The following is a 20,594-nucleotide window of genomic DNA, read 5'->3' on the forward strand; positions in this document are numbered from 1 at the left end:
GCGCCACGTTCGCTCAGCACGACTTTCCTGACCTCTGTATAAGCGACGATTGACTAACTTGTACTGCGCTAGAACATCAAATAGTTGCATTTGTGTGTCTTTTGACATTTTTTTGTCATTTTTTGTGCGCGCATTTTAATCATTTTGAATAGATTTGCCTAGTCGAAGTTGAACCTTTATTCTTAAATACTGTCCCAGCTACCCATTTAAAAGGCTCTCCGCGATGTTCCCTAACCCAATCTGCAAATTGTTCGCTTTTAGCTGCCTTATCGGGGCCTTGATTATGACGACAACCAGTACCGCGGCTGATCAACAGACGCTCAGAATAGCTACCTTCAACGTTAGTATGGATGCCAGCAACTATTTGCCGGAAGATCAGTGGGCAAGCAATGGCGACCACGCATTACTGGACGCATTAAATGCCCATCACCCACAAATTAAAGGCATCGCCGAAATTCTGCAGCGCGTGCGGCCAGATATCGTACTGCTGAATGAATTCGATTATTACCCCGACCATAAGGCAGTCGATATTTTTCGTGAACAGTTTTTGCAAACACCGCAAAACGGTGAGCCAGCAATTGACTACCCCTATGCTTATACCGCTACGGTGAATACTGGTAAGCCTTCACCATTTGATTTAAACCATGACGGTAAAGCCGCGGGCAAAGGTGACGACGCTTGGGGTTTTGGTTGGTATCCAGGCCAATACGGCATGGTGATTTTGTCGCGCTACCCTATCCTCACGGAACAGGTGCGAACGTTCCAAAACTTTTTGTGGCAAGACATGCCTAATCACCATCGTGTTATCGATCCGGTCACTGATCAGCCGTGGTATAGCGACGAGATCATGGCGCAATTTCCATTAAGTTCTAAGTCGCATTGGGACGTGCCGGTTAAGGTGGGTAACAAGGTCATTCACCTATTAGCCGCGCACCCAACGCCGCCTGTTTTCGATGGCAAAGAAAATCGCAACGGTATTCGCAACTTTGATGAAATCCGCCTTTGGGCAGACTATTTGTCGCCAAATAAAGCCGACTACATTTACGACGATGCCGGTAATAAAGGTGGCCTTGCTGCTAGTGCATCATTTGTGTTGGTGGGTGATATGAACGCCGGACCTGGCGAAGGCGCGAACTTACCCGGCGCAATAGAACAGCTATTAGAGCATCCGCGGGTGCAAGACCCGCAACCGCAAAGTGCTGCTGCCGCGGCGCACACGCCAAACAATCCAGATGCCAAATTCCATACCGCCGCGTGGCGCAAACGCGCCGACTACGTATTGCCGTCAAAAGACCTAAAGGTCAAAGACACTGGCATTTTCTGGCCAGCACAAGGCGAACCGGGCTACAACCTCATGAAAACCCGTGATGCCTCTTCCGACCACCGCTTAGTCTGGCTCGACATCCAGCTATAACCGATTGCTATGCCGCAGCCTGTTGCTATGCCGTAGCCTGTTGCTATTGCAACAGGGTATAGGCTAATCCCTGCCGCAATAGCAACAGGCTACGATTAGATCGCGGTAGCCTGTTGCTATTGCAACAGGTTCGGAGAGGCGTTGGCAGATTTCGGGGAATTCCTGCCGCAATAGCGGCAGGCTACGACATGGGTCGGGCTCGATCGAATTCCTGCCGCAATAGCGGCAGGCTACGACATGGGTCGGGCTCGATCGAATCCCTGCCGCAATAGCGGCAGGCTACGATTAGATCGCGGTAGCCTGTTGCTATTGCAACAGGTTCGGAGAGGTATTGGCAGATTTCGGGGAATCCCTGCGCTGTAGCCTGTTGCTATTGCAACAGGGTATAGGTCAACCCCCGCGCCGTAGCCTGTTGCTATTGCAACAGGTTCGGAGAGGCGTTGGCAGATTTCGGGGAATCCCTGCGCTGTAGCCTGTTGCTATTGCAACAGGGTATAGGTCAACCCCCGCGCGGTAGCCTGTTGCTATTGCAACAGGTTCGGAGAGGTATTGGCAGGTTTCGGGGAATCCCTGCGCTGTAGCCTGTTGCTATTGCAACAGGGTATAGGTCAACCCCCGCGCGGTAGCCTGTTGCTATTGCAACAGGTCAGGAGAGGCGTTGGCAGGTTTCGGGGAATCCCTGCCGCGATAGCGGCAGGCTACGGTATGGGGCGGGCTATTCATCAAATGCTGATAAGAGTTCCGGTTCACGTCCGCGTAGTTCGCTATCTAAAACGAGGTCTACGATGCTATCGCCGTATACGTCGTAAATCAGTCGCAGATGTTCAGGACGCCAATCCTTCGCCATAAAGACCTTACCATACGTCTTTTGCTTGATAGGTGATGGTAAATTACACACGTCTAATGCGTTAAGCTTTTCGCTTAATTGCATTGCATAGTACTCAACGTTTCGCGCTGCTAATGCGTGTAGAGTGTCACCTCGCACCAGCGGCGCAGCAGTTTGAAAGAGAATCCCTCCTCCATCCAACTGCGAAGTCGTTTCATGAAGCGTCATTCCAGTCATTTGCGGCTCCAAAAAATAACTGGGCCAAAAATGCGTAGCGACTCCTCGATATTGCGGCGATAGCCCCCCGTGGGTATTCCAAAAAGTAGCGGACACCGCCGCCATAAAGTTAGGTTGCAATTTATGGCAACCATAACTAATCACTAACTTTGACTGGTGCTTAGCAATGAACTCTGCAGTTTGGCGAGCGTTAAGTGATTCCTTAGTCACTTGCATATAAGGAATACCTACGTCACTGATTCTTGTATTCCCAAAAAATTTCATTTCCGTGTTTTCGCGCTTGGCAAAATGTTCATCAAATAAGTCACGGAGATGCGGGTCGATATTGGCTGGCGGTGCTGGCACGAAATGTTCTCTTGTTTCTATTACCCAGCACGCTATGCGTCCCGATTCCGCCAAGCTTTTCGCAAAATATAGATGACGAGGATGGTCACCGGTGATCAAACAAATGTCATTCATTACACGCGCACCAAATTTTGCTCGAGCAGAGGTTCGAGGGTAGACAAGATATCATCGTAAGAGATCTCTAAGAACTCGACGATTTCTTTAACAGTGCGTTTACCATCGATAAGAGATATTACGTTTAATAATATATTAAGCTGTTCACGCCCATCGACAATTTTGTCGGATGACATTCGTTTGGTTTGTGCGCTGTTTATGGTTGGGTATAGACCGCGTTTGCCTAACATCGGCTCACCACCCGCAAGCATTGGAAGCAAATTTGCACGGTTTAATTCAAAAACTCTTATAAACATGCACAGCTTGCTAATAGAGTCTAATACAGCGCTAATTCGCATGAACGACTTATTATCTAAACTACTGTGGTACTCATCGTACTGACCATACGGTGTACGAGCAGCTTGGATGACGGGCAAATTAATAGTTGGCGAACAAAACTGACGCTCATCGCTACCACTGGTAGGTTCAAATGGCCGCTGTTCGAAGCATTCACTATCGTGCATACACAACGATTCTACCAACTCATCAATTTCCGATGGCTCCCCCACCCAGTGCCGACGACTATGTTTAAAAGTCACCTTCTTTGCTGGCCCTCCTAAACAAGTCAGTACTATACCGGCACAAATTTTGTCTAACTCAGATTTTTCTGTATTTGCCAAAAAAGTTATGGAACCAATGGTTTCCGGGACCACAAGAAAGCGATAGGTATAATAACGATTTTTCTGTTTACTAAGCTCTTTGTATAGCGCAACAAGGGCTAACGGCCCCGATAATTCATTATTTGCTAAACTGGGATGGCACAGATAGCTCGTAAGCAGCACGGTTTTTTCACTTTTACCTTTCAACGTTAAATCGCCGTAACGCAAGTTACCCGGGTAAATTTTCGTATCGATTTCGACTCGATATTTTTTGGTTTTATCTAGCCTTGCCTTTTGTGCTTCAGAAAGACAAAAACCCCAACGCCGCTGGTAGTAGCTTGTTACATAGGGGACCGTTTCAGGAAACGTCTTGTTGGTATAAAGGTGTGGTTCAAGTTCCTCATAGCTAATAGTTGCTGAATAAGGTTCAGAGAAATTGAGGATATGAATATTGCTATCTTCAGTGCTTAATATTTTCTCGCCGTCTGCTGTGTACAGTGTTGCTGAATTGAGTTGCCACTCTGGCGGAACAACCCAATCGAAAACCTTGGTGCCGGAAGCCACCGCTTTTATTTCAAAAGGAATGTGACGTTGCAAGATCTTTAGTGATTGAGTAATCCCGGGGCCTGTAATCGAGCGAGGAATGGGCCATAACTCGTTAAATAAATCATCTAATTCTTGATAGTCCATAGCGCGTCCTAGCATCATTATTTAGCTGATTAAGCCCTAAATCTTATATGGCTTTGGTTTGCTAGGAGCGTTTGTGGTACCGATAGGACAATTTGTCGAATAGAACCTTCGTTTTTAAGGGGAGACGTCACTGTAGCCTGTTGCTGTGCAACAGGTTCGGAGAGGCATTGGCAGATTTCGGGGAATCCCTGCGCTGTAGCCTGTTGCTATTGCAACAGGGTATAGGTCAACCCCCGCGCTGTAGCCTGTTGCTATTGCAACAGGTTCGGAGAGGCATTGGCAGGTTTCGGGGAATCCCTGCGCTGTAGCCTGTTGCTATTGCAACAGGTTCGGAGAGGCATTGGCAGGTTTCGGGGAATCCCTGCCGCAATAGCGACAGGCTACGGTTAGATCGCGGCAGGCTACGGTTAGATCGCGGCAGGCTGCGGCGATTGGGTTATTCCCACTCGATGGTGGCTGGGGGTTTGCCACTGATGTCGTAAACTACGCGGGAAATCCCGTCGATTTCATTAATGATGCGGTTAGAGCAGGTTTCGAGTAGCTCGTACGGCAGGTGCGCCCAACGGGCGGTCATGAAATCGATGGTTTCTACCGCGCGTAAGGCGATCACCCAGTCATATTTACGGGCGTCACCCATTACACCGACAGAGCGCACCGGTAAGAATACTGCGAAGGCTTGGCTAACTTTGTGGTACAACTCGGCTTTATGCAGTTCTTCAATAAAGATTGCATCGGCGCGGCGTAACAAGTCACAGTATTCCTTTTTCACTTCGCCAAGCACTCGTACGCCAAGTCCTGGACCTGGGAATGGGTGGCGATACAACATGTTATAAGGTAGCCCCAGTTCTAAGCCAATTTCGCGAACTTCGTCTTTGAACAATTCGCGCAATGGCTCTACCAGACCCAACTTCATGTCTTCTGGCAAGCCGCCAACGTTGTGGTGCGATTTGATCACATGCGCTTTGCCGGTTTTAGAACCGGCTGACTCGATCACGTCGGGGTAAATGGTACCCTGAGCTAACCATTCTGCATCGGTGATTTTTGCCGCTTGCTCATCAAAGATATCAATAAAGGTGTTACCAATAACCTTACGTTTTGCCTCTGGGTCGTCCACCCCTGCCAAGCGGTTTAAGAAGCGATCTTCGGCGTCCACTGGAATAATGTTTAAGCCGTAATGGTCACCAAACATTTCCATCACTTGCTCGGCTTCGTTTAAGCGCAGCAAGCCGTTATCCACAAAAACACAGGTTAGTTGGTCGCCAATGGCGCGGTGCAGCAGCATTGCAGTGACCGATGAATCTACGCCACCGGACAAACCTAAAATCACTTTATCGCTGCCGACCTGCTCGCGAATGCGTTCTACTGCGTCTTCGATAATTTTTGCCGCGGTCCAGTTGGTTTCGCATTGGCAAATATCTACCACAAAGTGTTCCAGCATGCGTTTACCCTGACGCGTGTGGGTCACTTCTGGGTGGAACTGTACACCATAAAAGTGGCGCTGTTCGTCTGCCATAGCGGCGAACGGACAGTAAGAGGTTTTCGCAACGGTATGGAAGCCTTCAGGAATGGCTTCAACTTTATCGCCGTGGCTCATCCACACATCTAGCAACGGGTTACCGCTGTCGCTTACCGCGTCTTCAATTGCTGCAAACAATGGCGACTTTTCTACCAGTTCAACCTGCGCATAACCAAATTCACGTTCCAGCGAACCTTGCACCGAACCGCCGAGTTGTTGCGCCATGGTCTGCATACCGTAGCATACGCCCAGCACTGGCACGCCCGCTTGGAATACGTACTCTGGTGCGCGCGGCGAGTTCGCTTCGGTCACACTCTCTGGGCCACCAGAAAGAATAATACCGTTCGGGTTAAACTCACGGATATCCGCTTCATCAACGTCCCAAGCCCACAACTCACAGTAAACGCCGATTTCACGAATACGGCGAGCAATTAGCTGGGTGTACTGCGAGCCAAAGTCTAAGATCAGGATTTTGTGCTGGTGAATATCTTGTGTCATTCCAATACTGCCCTATGCGCTGCGGTAGTTAGGTGCTTCTTTTGTAATCTGCACGTCGTGAACATGCGACTCACCCATACCTGCGGCGGTCACTTTTACAAATTGTGGTTTGGTATTTAAGTCATGGATTGTGGCACAGCCTGTTAGCCCCATTGCTGAACGCAAGCCACCCATTTGTTGGTGGATGATGGCAGAAATAGGACCTTTATAAGCGATGCGACCTTCAATCCCTTCAGGCACGAGTTTTTCCGCTTCATTGCTGGCTTGGAAATAACGATCTGAAGAACCATGGCGTTGATTCATCGCTCCTAAGCTGCCCATACCACGATACGATTTGTAGTAACGGCCTTGGTATAATTCCACTTCGCCTGGCGATTCTTCAGTACCGGCTAACATGCTGCCGACCATCACACAGCTTGCGCCAGCAGCCAATGCTTTGGCGATATCGCCAGAAAAACGAATGCCACCGTCGGCAATGATCGGTATACCGGTGCCTTTCAAGGCGTCTACCGCATCCGCGATCGCGGTAATTTGTGGTACCCCACAACCCGTAACGATACGAGTGGTGCAAATAGAGCCCGGGCCAATACCCACTTTAACCGCATCAACACCGGCATCTGCCAGCGCTTTGGCGCCCCCAGCGGTTGCCACGTTACCGGCAATAATTTGTAAATCTGGATAGGCTTTACGGGTTTTCGTCACGCGGTCGATAACGCCTTGTGAATGGCCGTGAGAGGTGTCGATAAGCAATACGTCCACACCTGCTTCAACCAATAATTGAATGCGCTCTTCCGTGCCTTCGCCAACACCGACAGCAGCGCCTACACGGAGGCTGCCACGTTCGTCTTTACAGGCGTTTGGCTTGTTTTCGGCTTTTTCGAAGTCTTTTAAGGTGATCATGCCTTTCAGTTTGAAAGCATCATCGACCACGAGGATTTTTTCGATGCGGTGCTTGTGCATCAAGCCCAAGATTTCTTCGCTCTTGGCATTCTCTTTTACGGTAATTAAGCGGTCTTTACCGGTCATTACGTTGGAGATTTGTTTGCTTGCATCGTCTTCAAAACGCGTATCACGGCCGGTGACAATGCCTACCAACTCACCATTGTCTTGCACTACAGGGAAGCCTTGGAAACCATGCTCTGCCGTCAGTGCGTTGATTTCGCCGATGGTTGTATTCGGAGTGACGGTTACTGGGTCAGATACAATCCCCGTTTCGTATTTTTTAACCTTGCGCACATGCGCCGCTTGTTCAGCCGCAGTCATGTTCTTGTGGATAAAGCCAAGGCCACCTTCTTGCGCCAGCGCAATCGCTAGAGCAGACTCGGTGACGGTATCCATAGCCGCAGAAACCATTGGAATATTTAACGAAATTCCACGGGTAAGCTGGGTACGTAAATCGGCTTGGTGAGGCAAAACGGTCGAGTGACCGGGAACAAGTAAAACGTCGTCGAAGGTTAAGGCTTCTTGGGCAATTCGTAGCATGGCAACAATCTCTCGCTAGATTCATGTTGCGCCGAGATTTTACTCGTTTAGCCCGTTAAAAGCAACCCTTAAAACTGGTTTACCACAGAGGGCACAGAGGACCACAGAGGGAGTGATTGTTGCAGGCTTTTTTGAGTGTGGTTTTGAATTCGGACGCAACTCATTTTCCCAATTCATCTCCGTTCCGTTCGTCTGATTGCAAGTGAGCCAGATAAAACCTGGTAAGTCCTCAGACAACACCGAAACAGAAAGAGGCTACAACAATAATAATGTTTTCTCTGTGGTCCTCTGTGCCCTCTGTGGTAAACATTGGCGCTTAAACTCCGCGGATGCGGCGCTTGCCGTTGGCTAAGTGGAGCTCGAGTTCTTCGCCGCTGGCTATTTGTTCGGCGCTGCGCACCACACTGCCGTCGTCTTTGCGGGCGATGGCATAGCCGCGGTCGAGAGTATTAAGCGGGCTCACTAGCTGGGCGGCACGGGAGGCATCGGCGAGGCGCTGGCGTTGTTGTTTCAGTAGCCGCTGCATGGCTTGTTGCAAGCGTTGTTGCTGTTGCTTGAGGTTTTGCTGTTGGCGCAGCAGTTCTCGCTGTGGGTGAACCGCGGGCAATCGCTGTAGCAGCCCATTCAGTTGGGCTTTATGGTGCTGTAAGCGATAACTCAGCGCTTGTTGCGCACGCCGCAGTGCGTCGTCAGCACGCTGCGATTGTTGTAGTAATTGCCGTTGTGGGTGCTGCTGTTGCAACCGCGCTTGCAGGGTTTGTTGGCGTTGCCGAATCTGCACAAGATAACGCTCAAGCGCTCTTTGGCTGCGTTGGTTCAGGTATTGAATGCGTTCTAACCACTGTTGTTGGTCTTGGCTGATTTGTTCAGCCGCAGCCGATGGCGTTGGCGCACGCACGTCTGCTACAAAGTCGCTGATGGTGAAGTCGATTTCGTGACCCACCGCACTGATTATTGGAATCGGGCACTGATAAATGTCGTGCGCAAGGGCTTCATCGTTAAAGCACCAGAGATCTTCTAGCGAACCGCCACCGCGTGTTAACAACAACGCATCGACTTCATTGCGCCGTACCGCGGTCGCTAAGGCTTGACGAATTTCCGTCGCCGCCCGCTCGCCTTGTACCGCTGTGGGGTATATGATTACCCGCATAGCAGGGTCGCGGCGGCGCAATACCGCCAATACATCGCGGATTGCTGCACCCGAGGGCGACGTAATCACCCCTAGAGTACGAACATTTTCAGGTAACGGTTGTTTATGTTCTTGCGCAAATAACCCGGCTGCAGCAAGCTGCATTTTTAGTTGCTCGTAACGCTGTTGCAGTAATCCAGCACCGGCTTCTTCTATGTGCTCGGCAATTAACTGGTAGTCACCGCGTGGCTCATACAAGGTTAGCTTGGCGCGCACCATTACTTGCACACCATTGGCGGGGCGTACTCGCGCACGTTGGTTAGCATTACGGAACATTGCGCAACGCACCTGTGCCCGTTCGTCTTTAAGGGTAAAGTACCAATGGCCGGAACTGGGCGCGGCGAAGTTCGACACCTCGCCAACCAGCATCACCGAGCCGAAGCCCTTTTCTAATAACTGCCGGACTTCGGCATTAAGCCGCGAGACGGTCAGTACGTCTTGCACTTAGGTGTCCTTTTTCACATGCACATCCATTTGCGGGAATGGAATGCCAATACCTTCTTGATCCAAACGGTCTTTAATTTTCTCTAACAAGTCCCAACGGCAAGGCCAGTAATCGGGGCCTTTTACCCACGGACGAACATTAAAATCTACTGACGAACTGTTTAGGTTAGTCACGGTAACCACCGGTGCCGGATCTTTCAGCACACGCTCATCAGCGGTGATAACGTCCATGAGTACCTGCTTGGTTTTTTGTAAGTTAGCGCTATAACTCACGCCAATTACCATATCAATCCGACGCAACTCTTCGCGGTTATAATTGGTAATGGGCGAACCGGTGATTTGCGCATTGGGCACAAACACCACTTTGTTATCGGGTGTTTTCATAATGGTCTGGAAAATATTAATTTCTTCAATGGAGCCTGATACCCCACCCGCATCAACATACTCGCCAGCACGAAACGGACGAAACAAGATAATGAGTACACCCGATGCAATATTAGACAACGACCCCTGCAACGCTAAACCGATGGCCAAGCCAGCAGCACCTAAAATGGCAATGAACGACGTGGTTTGCACTCCCACATGCGACAACGCCATTAGCAACGCAGCAATAACAATCACCGTTTTAAGAATAGCGCTTAAAAAGCTGATAACTGCATTGTCGGTGTCGCGCTTGCGCATTGCTTTGCCGAGCATTCCCGTGGCTAAACGGGCAACAAATAACCCAGCAAGCAAGATGATAATAGCAACCACGCCTTTAATCGCATATTCAATAATGAGGTCTTGGTTGTTAGTGATCCACTGAGTGATGTTTTCCATGATGGCTTCCTGTTAGTGATTAATTCATTACAACGAGAAGTTAAACGGGTAACGGCCCTCGCGGTCGGGATTACCCATTGACTTCAATAATTCTCTGACTTCTATTGGCGCTGCCGCTTTTGGCTTTAAGCTTCCTTGTAAACGCACGCGTTGGGCATTTAGATCGGCATCTAGTTGTAACCCTAGTACATTATCGCCGTTCATTGCTAGCTGCACACTGCCCTGTTTGCAGCTTAAACTCACCGGATAAGTGCCCAACTGTAACCAACGGCCATTCACTTGGGTTTGTATGCTGCGCCCTTCCCCCGTGCCGCGCAGCGTGTCACACCAGTGCTGTAGTGAAGGTGCGGAAACTTGGTAATTGCTGATCGACAATCGCCACTGTCCTTGGCTCGCTAACGGTAAGTGCACCTGTCCTAGGGCTAACAGCTCCGCTAATTCGCCACGGGCGTTCAGTTCAGATACGGATAATTCAGACATCCCCAATGTTGCCGAGAGGTTGCCCGAAATCCGTGGATTGCTAAACGCGGGTAAGCGCAGCTCAAGGCCCAGCTCGCCGGTAACCAGATATGCCGGATTTAATTGCCACTGCAATTGCCGGAACTCGCGCCCGGCGACCACGACTTGCGTTGCTTCGCCGTTCCATAAGGTGCCTGATACGCCGGTGACCGAAATCGACTTTGGCAGTGGCAGCCAATAAATTAACTGTGCCGGGATAAACACCAGCAAGGCAAGCAAATACACCAAAATGGCTGAGGTTATCCATTGCCAGCGCTTCATCGCGCCTCCTCAACCAGCAGCTTACGCACTCGCACGGCTCCTGGGGTCGATAACTCGGCGATATCCAATGCACTTACCAGCAGTTGTTCTCGGCTCTGTAAGGCTTGGATAAACTGCAACAACGCATTAAAACTTACCTGATCAATCGCCACTAAATAAGCATCGCCTTGCGGCTGAATTCTACTGAGTTCAATATCGAAGCTATTGGCGGCAGTGCTGATCCGCTGCGACGGAGAACCACTAGGGCTTGATTTGTTCTGATTGCGACTTTGCCACTGTTGATATTGCGCGATTTTCTGTTGCGTCCATAACAACTGTTGCTGCGCCGCGCCCTTTTGGGTTTCTAACCGCTGTACCGCGTTGTGTATGGGCTGCCACATAGCAAAATAGATAATCGCGACCACCACAACAGCGCCAAGCACCGCAATCAGACGTTGTTCACGCAACTGCAGGCTGTTCCAGTAACTTTCCGCACGCTGCGCTAAGGGATGTTGGCGCAGCTTTTGTCGCAGTTCTTGCACGCGGCTCATGAACGACCTCCTGAACTCACGGTCAGCGTTCCTGACACTTTCTCACCTTGGTTGGTCAACTGTCCTTGTTGCACGCTCAACTGTAGTGCTTCGGCTTGCTGCTGAAACTGTTCAAACTGCTGGAAGTTATCGGCTAATATTTGCATCCGCAACTGCTTATCTTGATAGCGCATAAGGCTCACTTTTAGCTCCGGCAAGGCACTAAAAACCGGCTCGAGCTGAGCGAGTAAGCGAATGATCGAATCGCGTTCAGCACCCGGAGCTACTTCATCTAAGTGGCGCTGCAATTGGGTGCGCAAATTAACGATGCGCGTGTCATTAGGAAATGCCTGACGATAGGCTTGCTCGGTCTGTTCACGCAACGCCGACACTTGTCTGCTTAATTGGGCATAGCGAATAATTTCTCCGCCGAACACTACAGCGACCAGCACAGCCGCTGCAACCGCGAGCGGGCGCCAAGGAAGCTGCTTGCTTTGGCGCTTGCGACGGCCACGGAATTGCCCTTGCAATAAGTTAATCCCTCCACTTGCGCCAGCAGCGGCGGCCAACGGGATTTCTTGCTCGCTGTGTTCAATGGGTGCCGGCGGCTGGGGCCAATCGATATCGCCGTGAACCACGATAGCTTGCGGCATCTCATATTCGCTGGTTAAGCTATCTTGGAGCACACTAAACAGTTCTCGTTCGACACTGAAGCCTTGCCACTGCCCGGTTCTAACAACAATATCATCGCCAAATGTTGCCAACTGCCATTGCCCAGGCTGCCAGGGCAACATAAAAATGTCGGGATATATCGCATCGCTATCGATGTCGGCATCGCGCAGCGCTTGGCGCCAAAACTGCAAACAGTCGCGGTCGACAATAGCAACTGGTAGCGCTTCGTCTTTGCTGCTTGGTGGCCACGCAAAGTGTAATTGCTCGATATCTGACGAAACGTCTTCTTCCAACGCGAATGGCACTACCCGCTCAAGGTGTTTGCGCGCGCCAGCGGGTAACGTGAGCTGGATTAAGCGTATTGCTTGTCCTGCCAAGTAAATACTCACTTCGCAGCGTGCCGCACGATTACTGAGTTGCGCCAGCTCTGCTGGCCCTGCAAGTACGCCACTAGCGGTTAAGTGTTGTTCGCGGCTATCCCATACCAGCCAATGGATCGGCGCTTGTTCTGTGGTTGTGGCGGGTAACCGAATAATCAGCCGTTCTTGCATGGGTTACTCTCCGAACGACCTAAACGTCACTCGCGCGCGCTTATCGGTGACCTGCATCACTGATGTCGCTTTGAGTGTTAGGTCGCCCCATTGAATGGTCGCTAACAGTGAGAAGTCGTTACTTTTCACACCGAAATTGTCTAAATTCACGTTGTTCTTTCCTTCTAGCCCCGACAATATAGGCGAGGCTAACGCTGCTTCTTTATCTTTATAACCGTCTGCACGGCGATTTTGCAGAAATTTTGTGGCCTGCCCCAAATCTAATTCACCACTGGCAGCAGCCACTAATAGCTGTGGTTGCGACTGGTCCACGGTATTCACATTAATCACTAACTCGGTACTGCCCGGTATGACACACACATAGGGTGCCAACTTTTGATAAACCTCTTGGCTGTAGCCCCGTATTTGCCGCAGCTCTGATTTTTCTAACAACAGGCTGTTAGCGGCTAAATAGGGGTGTGGTAGCCCTAAATAGTCGGGATCTTCAGCACCATAGGTTCCTGTCAGTACGGTATCGGCATCCAGCCAATCAATCAAGGTATCGGCTAGGGTTTGTGCGGTATAATCATCAATACTCAAACTTTTCAGCAACGCCATATACTCTGGCCGATAGCGCGCGGGTGAGCGGTTATTACTGTTTGTTCCTTGTTCATTGCGAGCGGCCAACGCGTTCAAATTAAAACACGCGTGTAGGTCGCTGATCTGCCCGGCAATGGTTCCCCCCTCTACCGGAAACGGACCGGTTTGTTGGGCCCAGTTTTGTTGCAGGTTTACTACCCCATCACTGTCTTGCAATTCTGCCTTAATAACCTCACCGACAACCTCTTCGGCACTTAGCCACATCCAGTAGCTCTGTTCAGCTTGTTGCAAGTTGGCGGTTTGTAACACCTGCATTTGCAGGCGGCTACCGAGGTTTACGGCAATTACCGCGATCAGCGCCACCACTAGCAACACCATAATTAGTGCGACACCGCGTTGCTTATTCGCTTTGCTCGGTTGCATTGGCAACGCCCCCCGCGACTAACCACACTCGCCGTATTTCGCCATAGTCCTCTAGCTCTAATACCATTTCCACCGCGGCCGGAAGCTTTTCTGGTAAGTTCCAATCGTTACGCCAACCGCTGCTAACGCCAAGGTTTTCGTTGCTATCCCCCGCACGCACATAAAACCGAAACCGCAGGCTTTTTACGCCGTCGATCAATTGCCGCACATTCGGCTCGCGTGAACGGTCGTTCACATAGGGAAAGCTGACCCGTTGCAACACCTTGTCACGCACACGGTAAATCACAGGCTGCAGTTCGCCACGCGGTAAAATTGCTCCGGGGTTTTGGTAACCGGAACGCACAAACGCCACCCCCCCAGAATCGCTTTCCACCATCGCACTGTCGTTACTGACATAATTTTGTGCCAGTTCGCCACTGCTCAGCCTTACCGGCTTGGCAACCATTTGCTGAAAATCCCGGTCCAGCACTAGCATTAAGTACTGCAACCTTTCTAGTTGTGCTGTCCCTTTCTCTGATTGCTCTTTGGTGCTGACCATTTGGTCCAGCACCTGAAAACTGGCAATACCAATAATGGCAAAAATCACCATGGTGACTAGCACTTCTACAAGGGTGAATCCGCGCGCTTTCATTGCGGTTTACCTAAATAACGGGTGAGCTGGTACACCGGGTTGCCATCGGCTTTGGTTGCCACACTAACGGTTACGGCGACCACATTAGGGGTTGCGGTTCCCACCACCTTCTGCCGCCAATACCATTCGGTCCCCGCCTGTTCGACTTTACCCTGCTTATTATCCTTCAGCGGCCACTCCGCCCCCAGCGATAATTCGGCGAGTTGGTTCGCTGCCACCCAGCGCGCAAACACTTTTTGTTGCAGGTAACCTTGGTTACTCAAATGGCTACTGGCGGCTTGCAATGCGGCCAAAGCTGCCACGCCAAACACTGCCAGCGCCACCATCACTTCAATCAGGGTAAAACCGTTACGGCGCATCATGGGTTCAACTCCGGCGCCTGTTGGCTGATGTCCACGTTCCAGCCATCGCCGCTACTCACCCAAACCCCGTCATCAGGGCTATCGGTGTTGGCAACGCGCAGTTGAAATACGCTCATATCGCCGTCTGGCAAGATAAAAATCTGTGGGGTTTGTAACTGCTCTTGCTGGTCTTGATCGCTATCGAACAGCGACGCATTGAGCGCTTCGTCTTGTTCTAGTAGCTGCAGTTCGCTGCGTTCTAGGGTTACCGCTAACGGTAATTGCCATTGTTGTTTGGCTAGCCCTTTTTGGCTTAACGCTTGCCAACTGCCACCCTGCTGTTGCTGGCTTTGTGGATTTTGCTGTTGGCGCCCGCGGCTCTGCTGTTGCTGTTGTTCGGTTGGCGCCTGTTGCCACTGCATAAACTGGTATTCACCGCTATTAATGCGCAGGCCAACCAACTGTTGCCGAACCATCGCGAACTCACGCGCATAGCGCAGTTGTTGTTGGAGTGTCACCGCCCAATTTTGGGCAGCTTCGTCATCATCGGTTTGGCGCGGCAGGGTGAACATCACGGCACTGGCCATCAAAGCAATGATGGCCATCACTAACATGATCTCTAATAGGGTAAACCCGCGTTGCCGCACCGTTTCACGCATTAATTCTGTTGGTCTTTTTGACCAATCATCCAGTTGCCATAGTCGTCTTCAGTACCCGGTTGGCCATCTGGCCCGGCGGAAAAGATGTCAACATCAGAATATTCGCCAGGGTTTAGCATCAAGTAGTCAGTGCCATACGGGTCTTGCGGCAAACGCTTGATATAGCCGCCTTCACGATACGAGCGTGGCATCGGATCAACCGTCGGCTCGCGTACCAGCGCTTCCAAGCCTTGCTCGGTGGTCGGGAACATGCCGTTGTCTAAATGATACTGGGCCAAAGCATTTTCCAATGCGACCAGATCGGCAATGACTTTTTGTTGGTTAGCCTTCTTTTGGTTACCCAAAACATTGGGCAACACCATGGTTGCCAGAATGCCGATAATGGCGATAACGACCATTACTTCTACCAGTGAGAAGCCTTGTTGTGTGCGTTTCATGGTTAAAGTCCTACGCTGTTGTTCAATTGTAAAATCGGTTGAATAATCGACAGTACGATAAAAAATACAATACCCGCCATGGTCACTATCAGCACCGGTTCGAAGACTTTCAGTGACACGTTCACCAAGTTTTCGAATTCTCGGTCTTGGTTGTCGGCGGAACGTTTTAGCATTTGCTCCAGCTCGCCACTGCGTTCACCCGCGGCAATCATGTGCAGCATCATTGGCGGAAACAGTTTGGTTTGCTGCAGTGCAGCCCGTAGCGAGCTGCCCTCGCGAACCCTATCGGCAGCTTCGTTAACCGCACGGCGAATCGCCAAGTTACCGATCACCGATGCGGTTATTCGCAGGCCGTCTAGCAGCGGAACCGCCGAGGAACTGAGAATGCTCAGCGTCCGAGCAAAACGTGCGGTACTGACGCCACGTATGACATTACCAAGCAGCGGGAGTTGCAGCAATTTACGGTGATAACGTTCGAGGTTCTCGGGTTTTCGCAACCAAAACCGAAACCCCGCAATCGCCGCAATAATCAGCAGTAGCATGAGCACACCATAATCCTGCAAAAACTCACTGATGGCGATCATTGCCGTGGTTGTGGGTGGCAAGGTTTGCCCCATGGTGGCAAAGTTTTCTACAATTTGTGGCACAATCGAGACCATCAAAAAGATGATGATCGATAACGCCACCAAGGTCAGCATAATCGGGTACACCATTGCCTGCGTCAGTTGACTTTTCATGTGCTGGCGTTGTTCGGTGTAGTCTGCGAGCTTGTCTAACACTTGATCCAGATGGCCGGATTTTTCGCCTGCCCCCACCATCGCGGTATAGAGATCATCAAACACTCGCGGATAGTCGCGCATAGCTTCCGCCAAAGAATAACCTTCGACCACTTTTGAGCGCACCGCCATCAGTAATTTTTTCAACCGCGGTTTATCGGTTTGGTCAGCGACCGCTAACAACGCCTGTTCAATCGGTAAAGCGGAGCTTACTAGCGTCGATAACTGGCGCGTAATCAGGGCTAAATCGCTGGCTTTTACTTTGCGAACAAAGCGGCGTGTACCCGGTTTGCTCGGATTAGCACGCTCTTCATCAGCAGCGGCATCCACGCTAACCGGAATCAGCCCTTGGTCTCGCAATAACTGCCGTACTTGGCGGACCGTATCGGCCTCTAATACGCCCTTTTTGCGTTTTCCTTTGGCATCAACCGCCTGATATTCAAATGCTGCCACAACTATTCCTCACGGGTAACCCGTAACACTTCTTCTAGTGTGGTTTGGCCCTCGAGTACCTTACGCAGACCATCATCGCGAATGCTAGGAACCGATTTGCGCAAATGGCGTTCGATGGCTTGCTCACCGTGGCCGTTATGCACCAGCTCACGAATAGTGTCGTCAACAATCAACATTTCGTGAATGCCGGTACGGCCGCGGTAACCGGTGTGATTACATTTTTCGCAGCCGCTCGCTCGGTAGATGGTCACGTCGTCCTGCGGCGATAAGTCCAGCAACTGCCGTTCTTCGGCATCCGGCGCATGGCCTTCACGGCAGTCGGAACACAAGGTTCTGACCAAGCGTTGCGACAGCACGGCTAATAAGCTTGAAGACAACAAGAACGGCTCCACGCCCATATCTTCCAGCCGCGTTAACGCGCCAGCCGCCGTATTGGTGTGCAAAGTGGATAACACTAAGTGACCAGTCAGGGATGCTTGCACCGCAATTTGTGCCGTTTCAACGTCGCGGATCTCACCCACCATCACGACGTCGGGATCTTGCCGCAAAATCGCCCGTAAGCCGCGCGCAAAGGTCATATCTACCCGCGGGTTCACCTGAGTTTGGCCAATGCCGTCAATGGCATATTCGATAGGATCTTCGACAGTTAAAATATTACGATCTTTGGAATTGATTTCATTCAAGCCGGCATACAGCGTGGTACTTTTACCCGAGCCCGTCGGACCGGTGACCAAAATAATCCCGTGAGGCTTGTGCACCAACTGCTGAAAGGTCTTACGGTTTTCTGCGGTCATGCCCAGTTGGCTTAAACTCAAGCGTGCATTGTTTTTATCTAACAGACGCAGCACCACGCGTTCGCCATGGCTGGCAGGCATGGTCGAAACCCGCACATCTACCGCGCGCCCTGCAATCAGCAGCGAAATACGGCCATCTTGTGGCACCCGCTTTTCCGCAATATCTAACTGTGCCATGACTTTAATCCGCGAAATAAGTAGTGACGACAGCTTGCGATTCGGTCGTAACACTTCGCGTAACACGCCATCAATACGGAAGCGGATTAGTAAGTCTTTTTCGAAGGTCTCGATGTGCACATCCGAAGCGCCTTCTTTAATCGCCTCACTAAGCATCGCGTTAATCAGCTTAATGATTGGCGCATCATCTTCGCTTTCTAACAAGTCTTCGGTTTGTGGCAATTCGTCGGCTAGAGAAAATAAATCCGACTCGTTACCGATATCTTCCATTAGCTGTTTGGCTTCTGACGAGTCGCGCTGGTAAGCCTTGGTAAGCAAACTTTCGAACTCGCTTGCTGAATGTTTATGCAAACTGAACGGTCGCCGCAGAATGCGCCGCACCTCTAACAGTGCATCCATTGCCACATTCTCGCGACAATGCAATATTGGCTCACCTTGCTCCGAGGTCTGTAAAACTACCCCATGACGTTTTGCAAAAGCAAACGGCAAACGCGTGATAGTTTCCGCGACTTCACTCACTGCGAGCCTCCCTCAGCCTCGGCTTTTGGTTGCTGCTTCTCTTGCTGCTTATCCATGTATTCGCGAAAGCTTGGCGGCAACGCCAATTTCTCGTTCCACTCCGGCATGACCGGCGTGTCGGTATTTGGCATTAGGCTAACCCCACGCGCTCTTCGATCGAGTTGGAGGGCTCGCATATAATTGTATTTATCGTTACTGATTTCACCCAGTCGGTCACCGTCGCGAATGATGGTTGGGCGAATAAAGATCATTAAGTTGCGCTTTTGGGTAGTGGTGCTGGTTGACTTAAACAAATTGCCAATAATTGGAATATCACCCAATAACGGGATTTTTGATACCGACTCTTGCACGTTGTCGTCAATCAATCCACCCAGCACAATCGTCTGCCCGTCTTGCGCCATTACCGTCGTTTTTAATTCGCGTTTATTGGTGGTGATATCGACCGCTGTCGCGCCGCTCAAGCTTGATACTTCTTGATTGATCAATAATTGCACGGCATCACCTTCGTTAATTTGCGGTGTTACCTCTAGCTTAATACCGATTTCCTTCCGTTCAACCGTTTGGAATGGGTTTTCATTATTCGCACCCGCGGTTGAACCAGTGATTACCGGAACTTCCTGACCCACCAAGAAACTTGCGGTTTCGTTATCCACGGTAACAATGCTTGGCGTGGCTAGAATATTCGAGTTGGTGTTGTTTTTCACCGCTTGAACGACCGCCGCCCAATCGTCGTTGATGGTGCCGAACATCATGCCATTCACGCTGCCAAGCAATTGTGCCAGCAACGTAACATCACCCGGTTCGTCTGGTTCTGTTTCGGTATATTGATTACCCGCATTATCGACTCGAGTAATACTCGAGCCTTCCTTAGGACGCGCTTGGTAAGCCGCCGCCGCTAAACTGCCAATGGGCACTTGGCTACCATCGTTATATTGAACCAGACCACCGTCTTTGCTGATCCATTGCACGCCAAAATTAATCCCGTCGCCCTCGAGAATTTCGACAATAATGGCTTCCACTAGAACCTGCGCACGGCGAATATCTAAACGACGAATAACGCCCTCCAGCGACGCTAGTATATCGGGCTGAGCCGTAATAACGATGGCGTTAGTATCTTCATGAGCATTGATAGATACTGGCTGTTGGCCACCACTGCGCGTGCGGCGCATGTTAGTATTGGCTTGGCCTTGTTCATCTTCCGCTTGAATGGATTGGCTAACGCCTTGCAACACCTCCACCATATCGGCGGCTTTGGCGTACTTTAAATAAAACACACGAGTGTTGCCTCGGGTTTTAAGATCTTGATCAAGCTTTTTAATCAGATTGACCACACGAGTGCGTGCTTTCGGCTCGCCACTTACAATCACGCTATTGGTGCGTTCATCTGCGACCACTTTTGGCATCAGCAGTTCTGGTGTACTGTTGTCCTGACCACGTTCATAAAGGCTTTTAGCGATATTCACAACCTCTGATGCCGATGCGTAATCTAGCTTGATCACCTCGACGCTTTGGTCGCCAGCGCGGTCTACACGTTCAATGATTTCGACTAACCGTTGCACGGTTTCAGCACGTCCAGTCATCATGATCACATTCGACGGATCATAAGAGGTGACCATCCCGCCGCCGGTTTGGTCATTTAACTGCCGCAGTAATGGCGCCAACTCGCGCACTGAGACATTTTTCACGGGTACCACGCGCGTGACCATAGTGTCTCCCACTGCACCATCACCATCCACAACTGGAATCGGCCCCTTACTCGCATCTTTATCGCGAATGACTTTAATAACCCCCGAATCCATAGTAACGGCTGCATAGCCGTAGACTTCCAAGACGTTTAAGAAGAATTGCCAATATTGCTGTTCATTCATTACGTCGTAACTGCGCACATCAATTTTGCCGCGTACATCAGGGTCGATAATGATGGTTTTACCTAGGTTGCGGCCTACCACCTGAATAAACTCAGTGATGTCGGTATTTTTAAAGCTGGCCGCATAGTCTGCTGCGTGGGCGGGTGCCACTGGCAGCGTCATGCTCGCGGTTAACCACCCGAGTATCAGCCACTGTCTTACTACTCGTATCAT

The 20,594-nt window shown here is 50.6% G+C and carries 18 protein-coding genes; 1 reads left to right on the forward strand and 17 read right to left on the reverse strand.

Going from position 1 to position 20,594, the window contains the following annotated elements:
* The first annotated feature begins 283 nt into the window (after positions 1-283).
* On the forward strand, positions 284-1,414 hold the full coding sequence (locus CWI84_RS06545; protein WP_241968748.1) for an endonuclease/exonuclease/phosphatase family protein: 1,131 nt from the start codon (positions 284-286) through the stop codon (positions 1,412-1,414).
* A 715-nt stretch (positions 1,415-2,129) separates the two neighbouring features.
* Here CWI84_RS06545 and CWI84_RS06550 read toward each other — a convergent pair.
* The 17 genes from CWI84_RS06550 to gspD form a co-directional block, all read right to left on the reverse strand.
* Positions 2,130-2,936 carry a formyl transferase gene (locus CWI84_RS06550; protein ID WP_126841785.1) on the reverse strand — a complete coding sequence of 269 codons (807 nt, stop codon included), beginning with the start codon at positions 2,934-2,936 and terminating at the stop codon, positions 2,130-2,132.
* A complete protein-coding gene (locus tag CWI84_RS06555) occupies positions 2,936-4,264 on the reverse strand; it encodes a DUF4910 domain-containing protein (RefSeq protein WP_198674489.1) in 1,329 nt (442 codons plus the stop codon). Before CWI84_RS06555 ends, CWI84_RS06550 begins: the two co-directional genes overlap by 1 nt.
* A gap of 436 nt (positions 4,265-4,700) precedes the next feature.
* On the reverse strand, positions 4,701-6,278 hold the full coding sequence (gene guaA / locus CWI84_RS06560; protein WP_126841787.1) for a glutamine-hydrolyzing GMP synthase: 1,578 nt from the start codon (positions 6,276-6,278) through the stop codon (positions 4,701-4,703).
* A 12-nt stretch (positions 6,279-6,290) separates the two neighbouring features.
* Complete coding sequence (gene guaB / locus CWI84_RS06565; protein WP_126841788.1) at positions 6,291-7,760, reverse strand: IMP dehydrogenase; 1,470 nt, start codon at positions 7,758-7,760, stop codon at positions 6,291-6,293.
* Between the two features lie 316 nt (positions 7,761-8,076).
* Positions 8,077-9,393, reverse strand: a complete 1,317-nt coding sequence (gene xseA / locus CWI84_RS06570) for an exodeoxyribonuclease VII large subunit (RefSeq protein WP_126841789.1) — start codon at positions 9,391-9,393, stop codon at positions 8,077-8,079.
* Positions 9,394-10,212 carry a mechanosensitive ion channel domain-containing protein gene (locus CWI84_RS06575; RefSeq protein ID WP_126841790.1) on the reverse strand — a complete coding sequence of 273 codons (819 nt, stop codon included), beginning with the start codon at positions 10,210-10,212 and terminating at the stop codon, positions 9,394-9,396.
* 27 nt (positions 10,213-10,239) lie between these two features.
* Positions 10,240-10,992: a type II secretion system protein N gene (locus CWI84_RS06580; RefSeq protein WP_126841791.1), complete on the reverse strand. Its 753-nt coding sequence runs from the start codon at positions 10,990-10,992 to the stop codon at positions 10,240-10,242.
* A complete protein-coding gene (gene gspM, locus CWI84_RS06585; protein WP_126841792.1) occupies positions 10,989-11,522 on the reverse strand; it encodes a type II secretion system protein GspM in 534 nt (177 codons plus the stop codon). Before gspM ends, CWI84_RS06580 begins: the two co-directional genes overlap by 4 nt.
* The gene (gene gspL, locus CWI84_RS06590; RefSeq protein WP_126841793.1) at positions 11,519-12,724 is read right to left on the reverse strand and encodes a type II secretion system protein GspL; all 1,206 of its coding nucleotides are present in this window, start codon (positions 12,722-12,724) and stop codon (positions 11,519-11,521) included. The genes gspM and gspL overlap by 4 nt, the downstream gene beginning before the upstream one ends.
* 3 nt (positions 12,725-12,727) lie before the next feature.
* Entirely contained in the window at positions 12,728-13,726 is a 999-nt protein-coding gene (gspK, locus tag CWI84_RS06595) for a type II secretion system minor pseudopilin GspK (RefSeq protein ID WP_126841794.1), read from the reverse strand.
* The gene (gspJ, locus tag CWI84_RS06600) at positions 13,704-14,357 is read right to left on the reverse strand and encodes a type II secretion system minor pseudopilin GspJ (protein ID WP_126841795.1); all 654 of its coding nucleotides are present in this window, start codon (positions 14,355-14,357) and stop codon (positions 13,704-13,706) included. The genes gspK and gspJ overlap by 23 nt, the downstream gene beginning before the upstream one ends.
* Positions 14,354-14,719 (reverse strand): type II secretion system minor pseudopilin GspI, encoded by a 366-nt coding sequence (gene gspI / locus CWI84_RS06605; RefSeq protein WP_241968749.1) that lies wholly within the window; start codon positions 14,717-14,719, stop codon positions 14,354-14,356. The genes gspJ and gspI overlap by 4 nt, the downstream gene beginning before the upstream one ends.
* A complete protein-coding gene (gene gspH / locus CWI84_RS06610) occupies positions 14,716-15,357 on the reverse strand; it encodes a type II secretion system minor pseudopilin GspH (protein WP_126841796.1) in 642 nt (213 codons plus the stop codon). The genes gspI and gspH overlap by 4 nt, the downstream gene beginning before the upstream one ends.
* Positions 15,357-15,794: a type II secretion system major pseudopilin GspG gene (gene gspG, locus CWI84_RS06615; protein WP_126841797.1), complete on the reverse strand. Its 438-nt coding sequence runs from the start codon at positions 15,792-15,794 to the stop codon at positions 15,357-15,359. Before gspG ends, gspH begins: the two co-directional genes overlap by 1 nt.
* A 2-nt stretch (positions 15,795-15,796) precedes the next feature.
* Positions 15,797-17,023 (reverse strand): type II secretion system inner membrane protein GspF, encoded by a 1,227-nt coding sequence (gene gspF, locus CWI84_RS06620; RefSeq protein WP_126841798.1) that lies wholly within the window; start codon positions 17,021-17,023, stop codon positions 15,797-15,799.
* Positions 17,024-17,025: 2 nt separating this feature from the next.
* Entirely contained in the window at positions 17,026-18,513 is a 1,488-nt protein-coding gene (gene gspE / locus CWI84_RS06625; RefSeq protein WP_126841799.1) for a type II secretion system ATPase GspE, read from the reverse strand.
* The gene (gene gspD / locus CWI84_RS06630) at positions 18,510-20,594 is read right to left on the reverse strand and encodes a type II secretion system secretin GspD (protein WP_126841800.1); all 2,085 of its coding nucleotides are present in this window, start codon (positions 20,592-20,594) and stop codon (positions 18,510-18,512) included. Before gspD ends, gspE begins: the two co-directional genes overlap by 4 nt.

Origin of the sequence: Idiomarina tyrosinivorans (assembly GCF_003987475.1) — a bacterium.
GTDB classification, from domain to species: Bacteria; Pseudomonadota; Gammaproteobacteria; order Enterobacterales; family Alteromonadaceae; genus Idiomarina; species Idiomarina tyrosinivorans.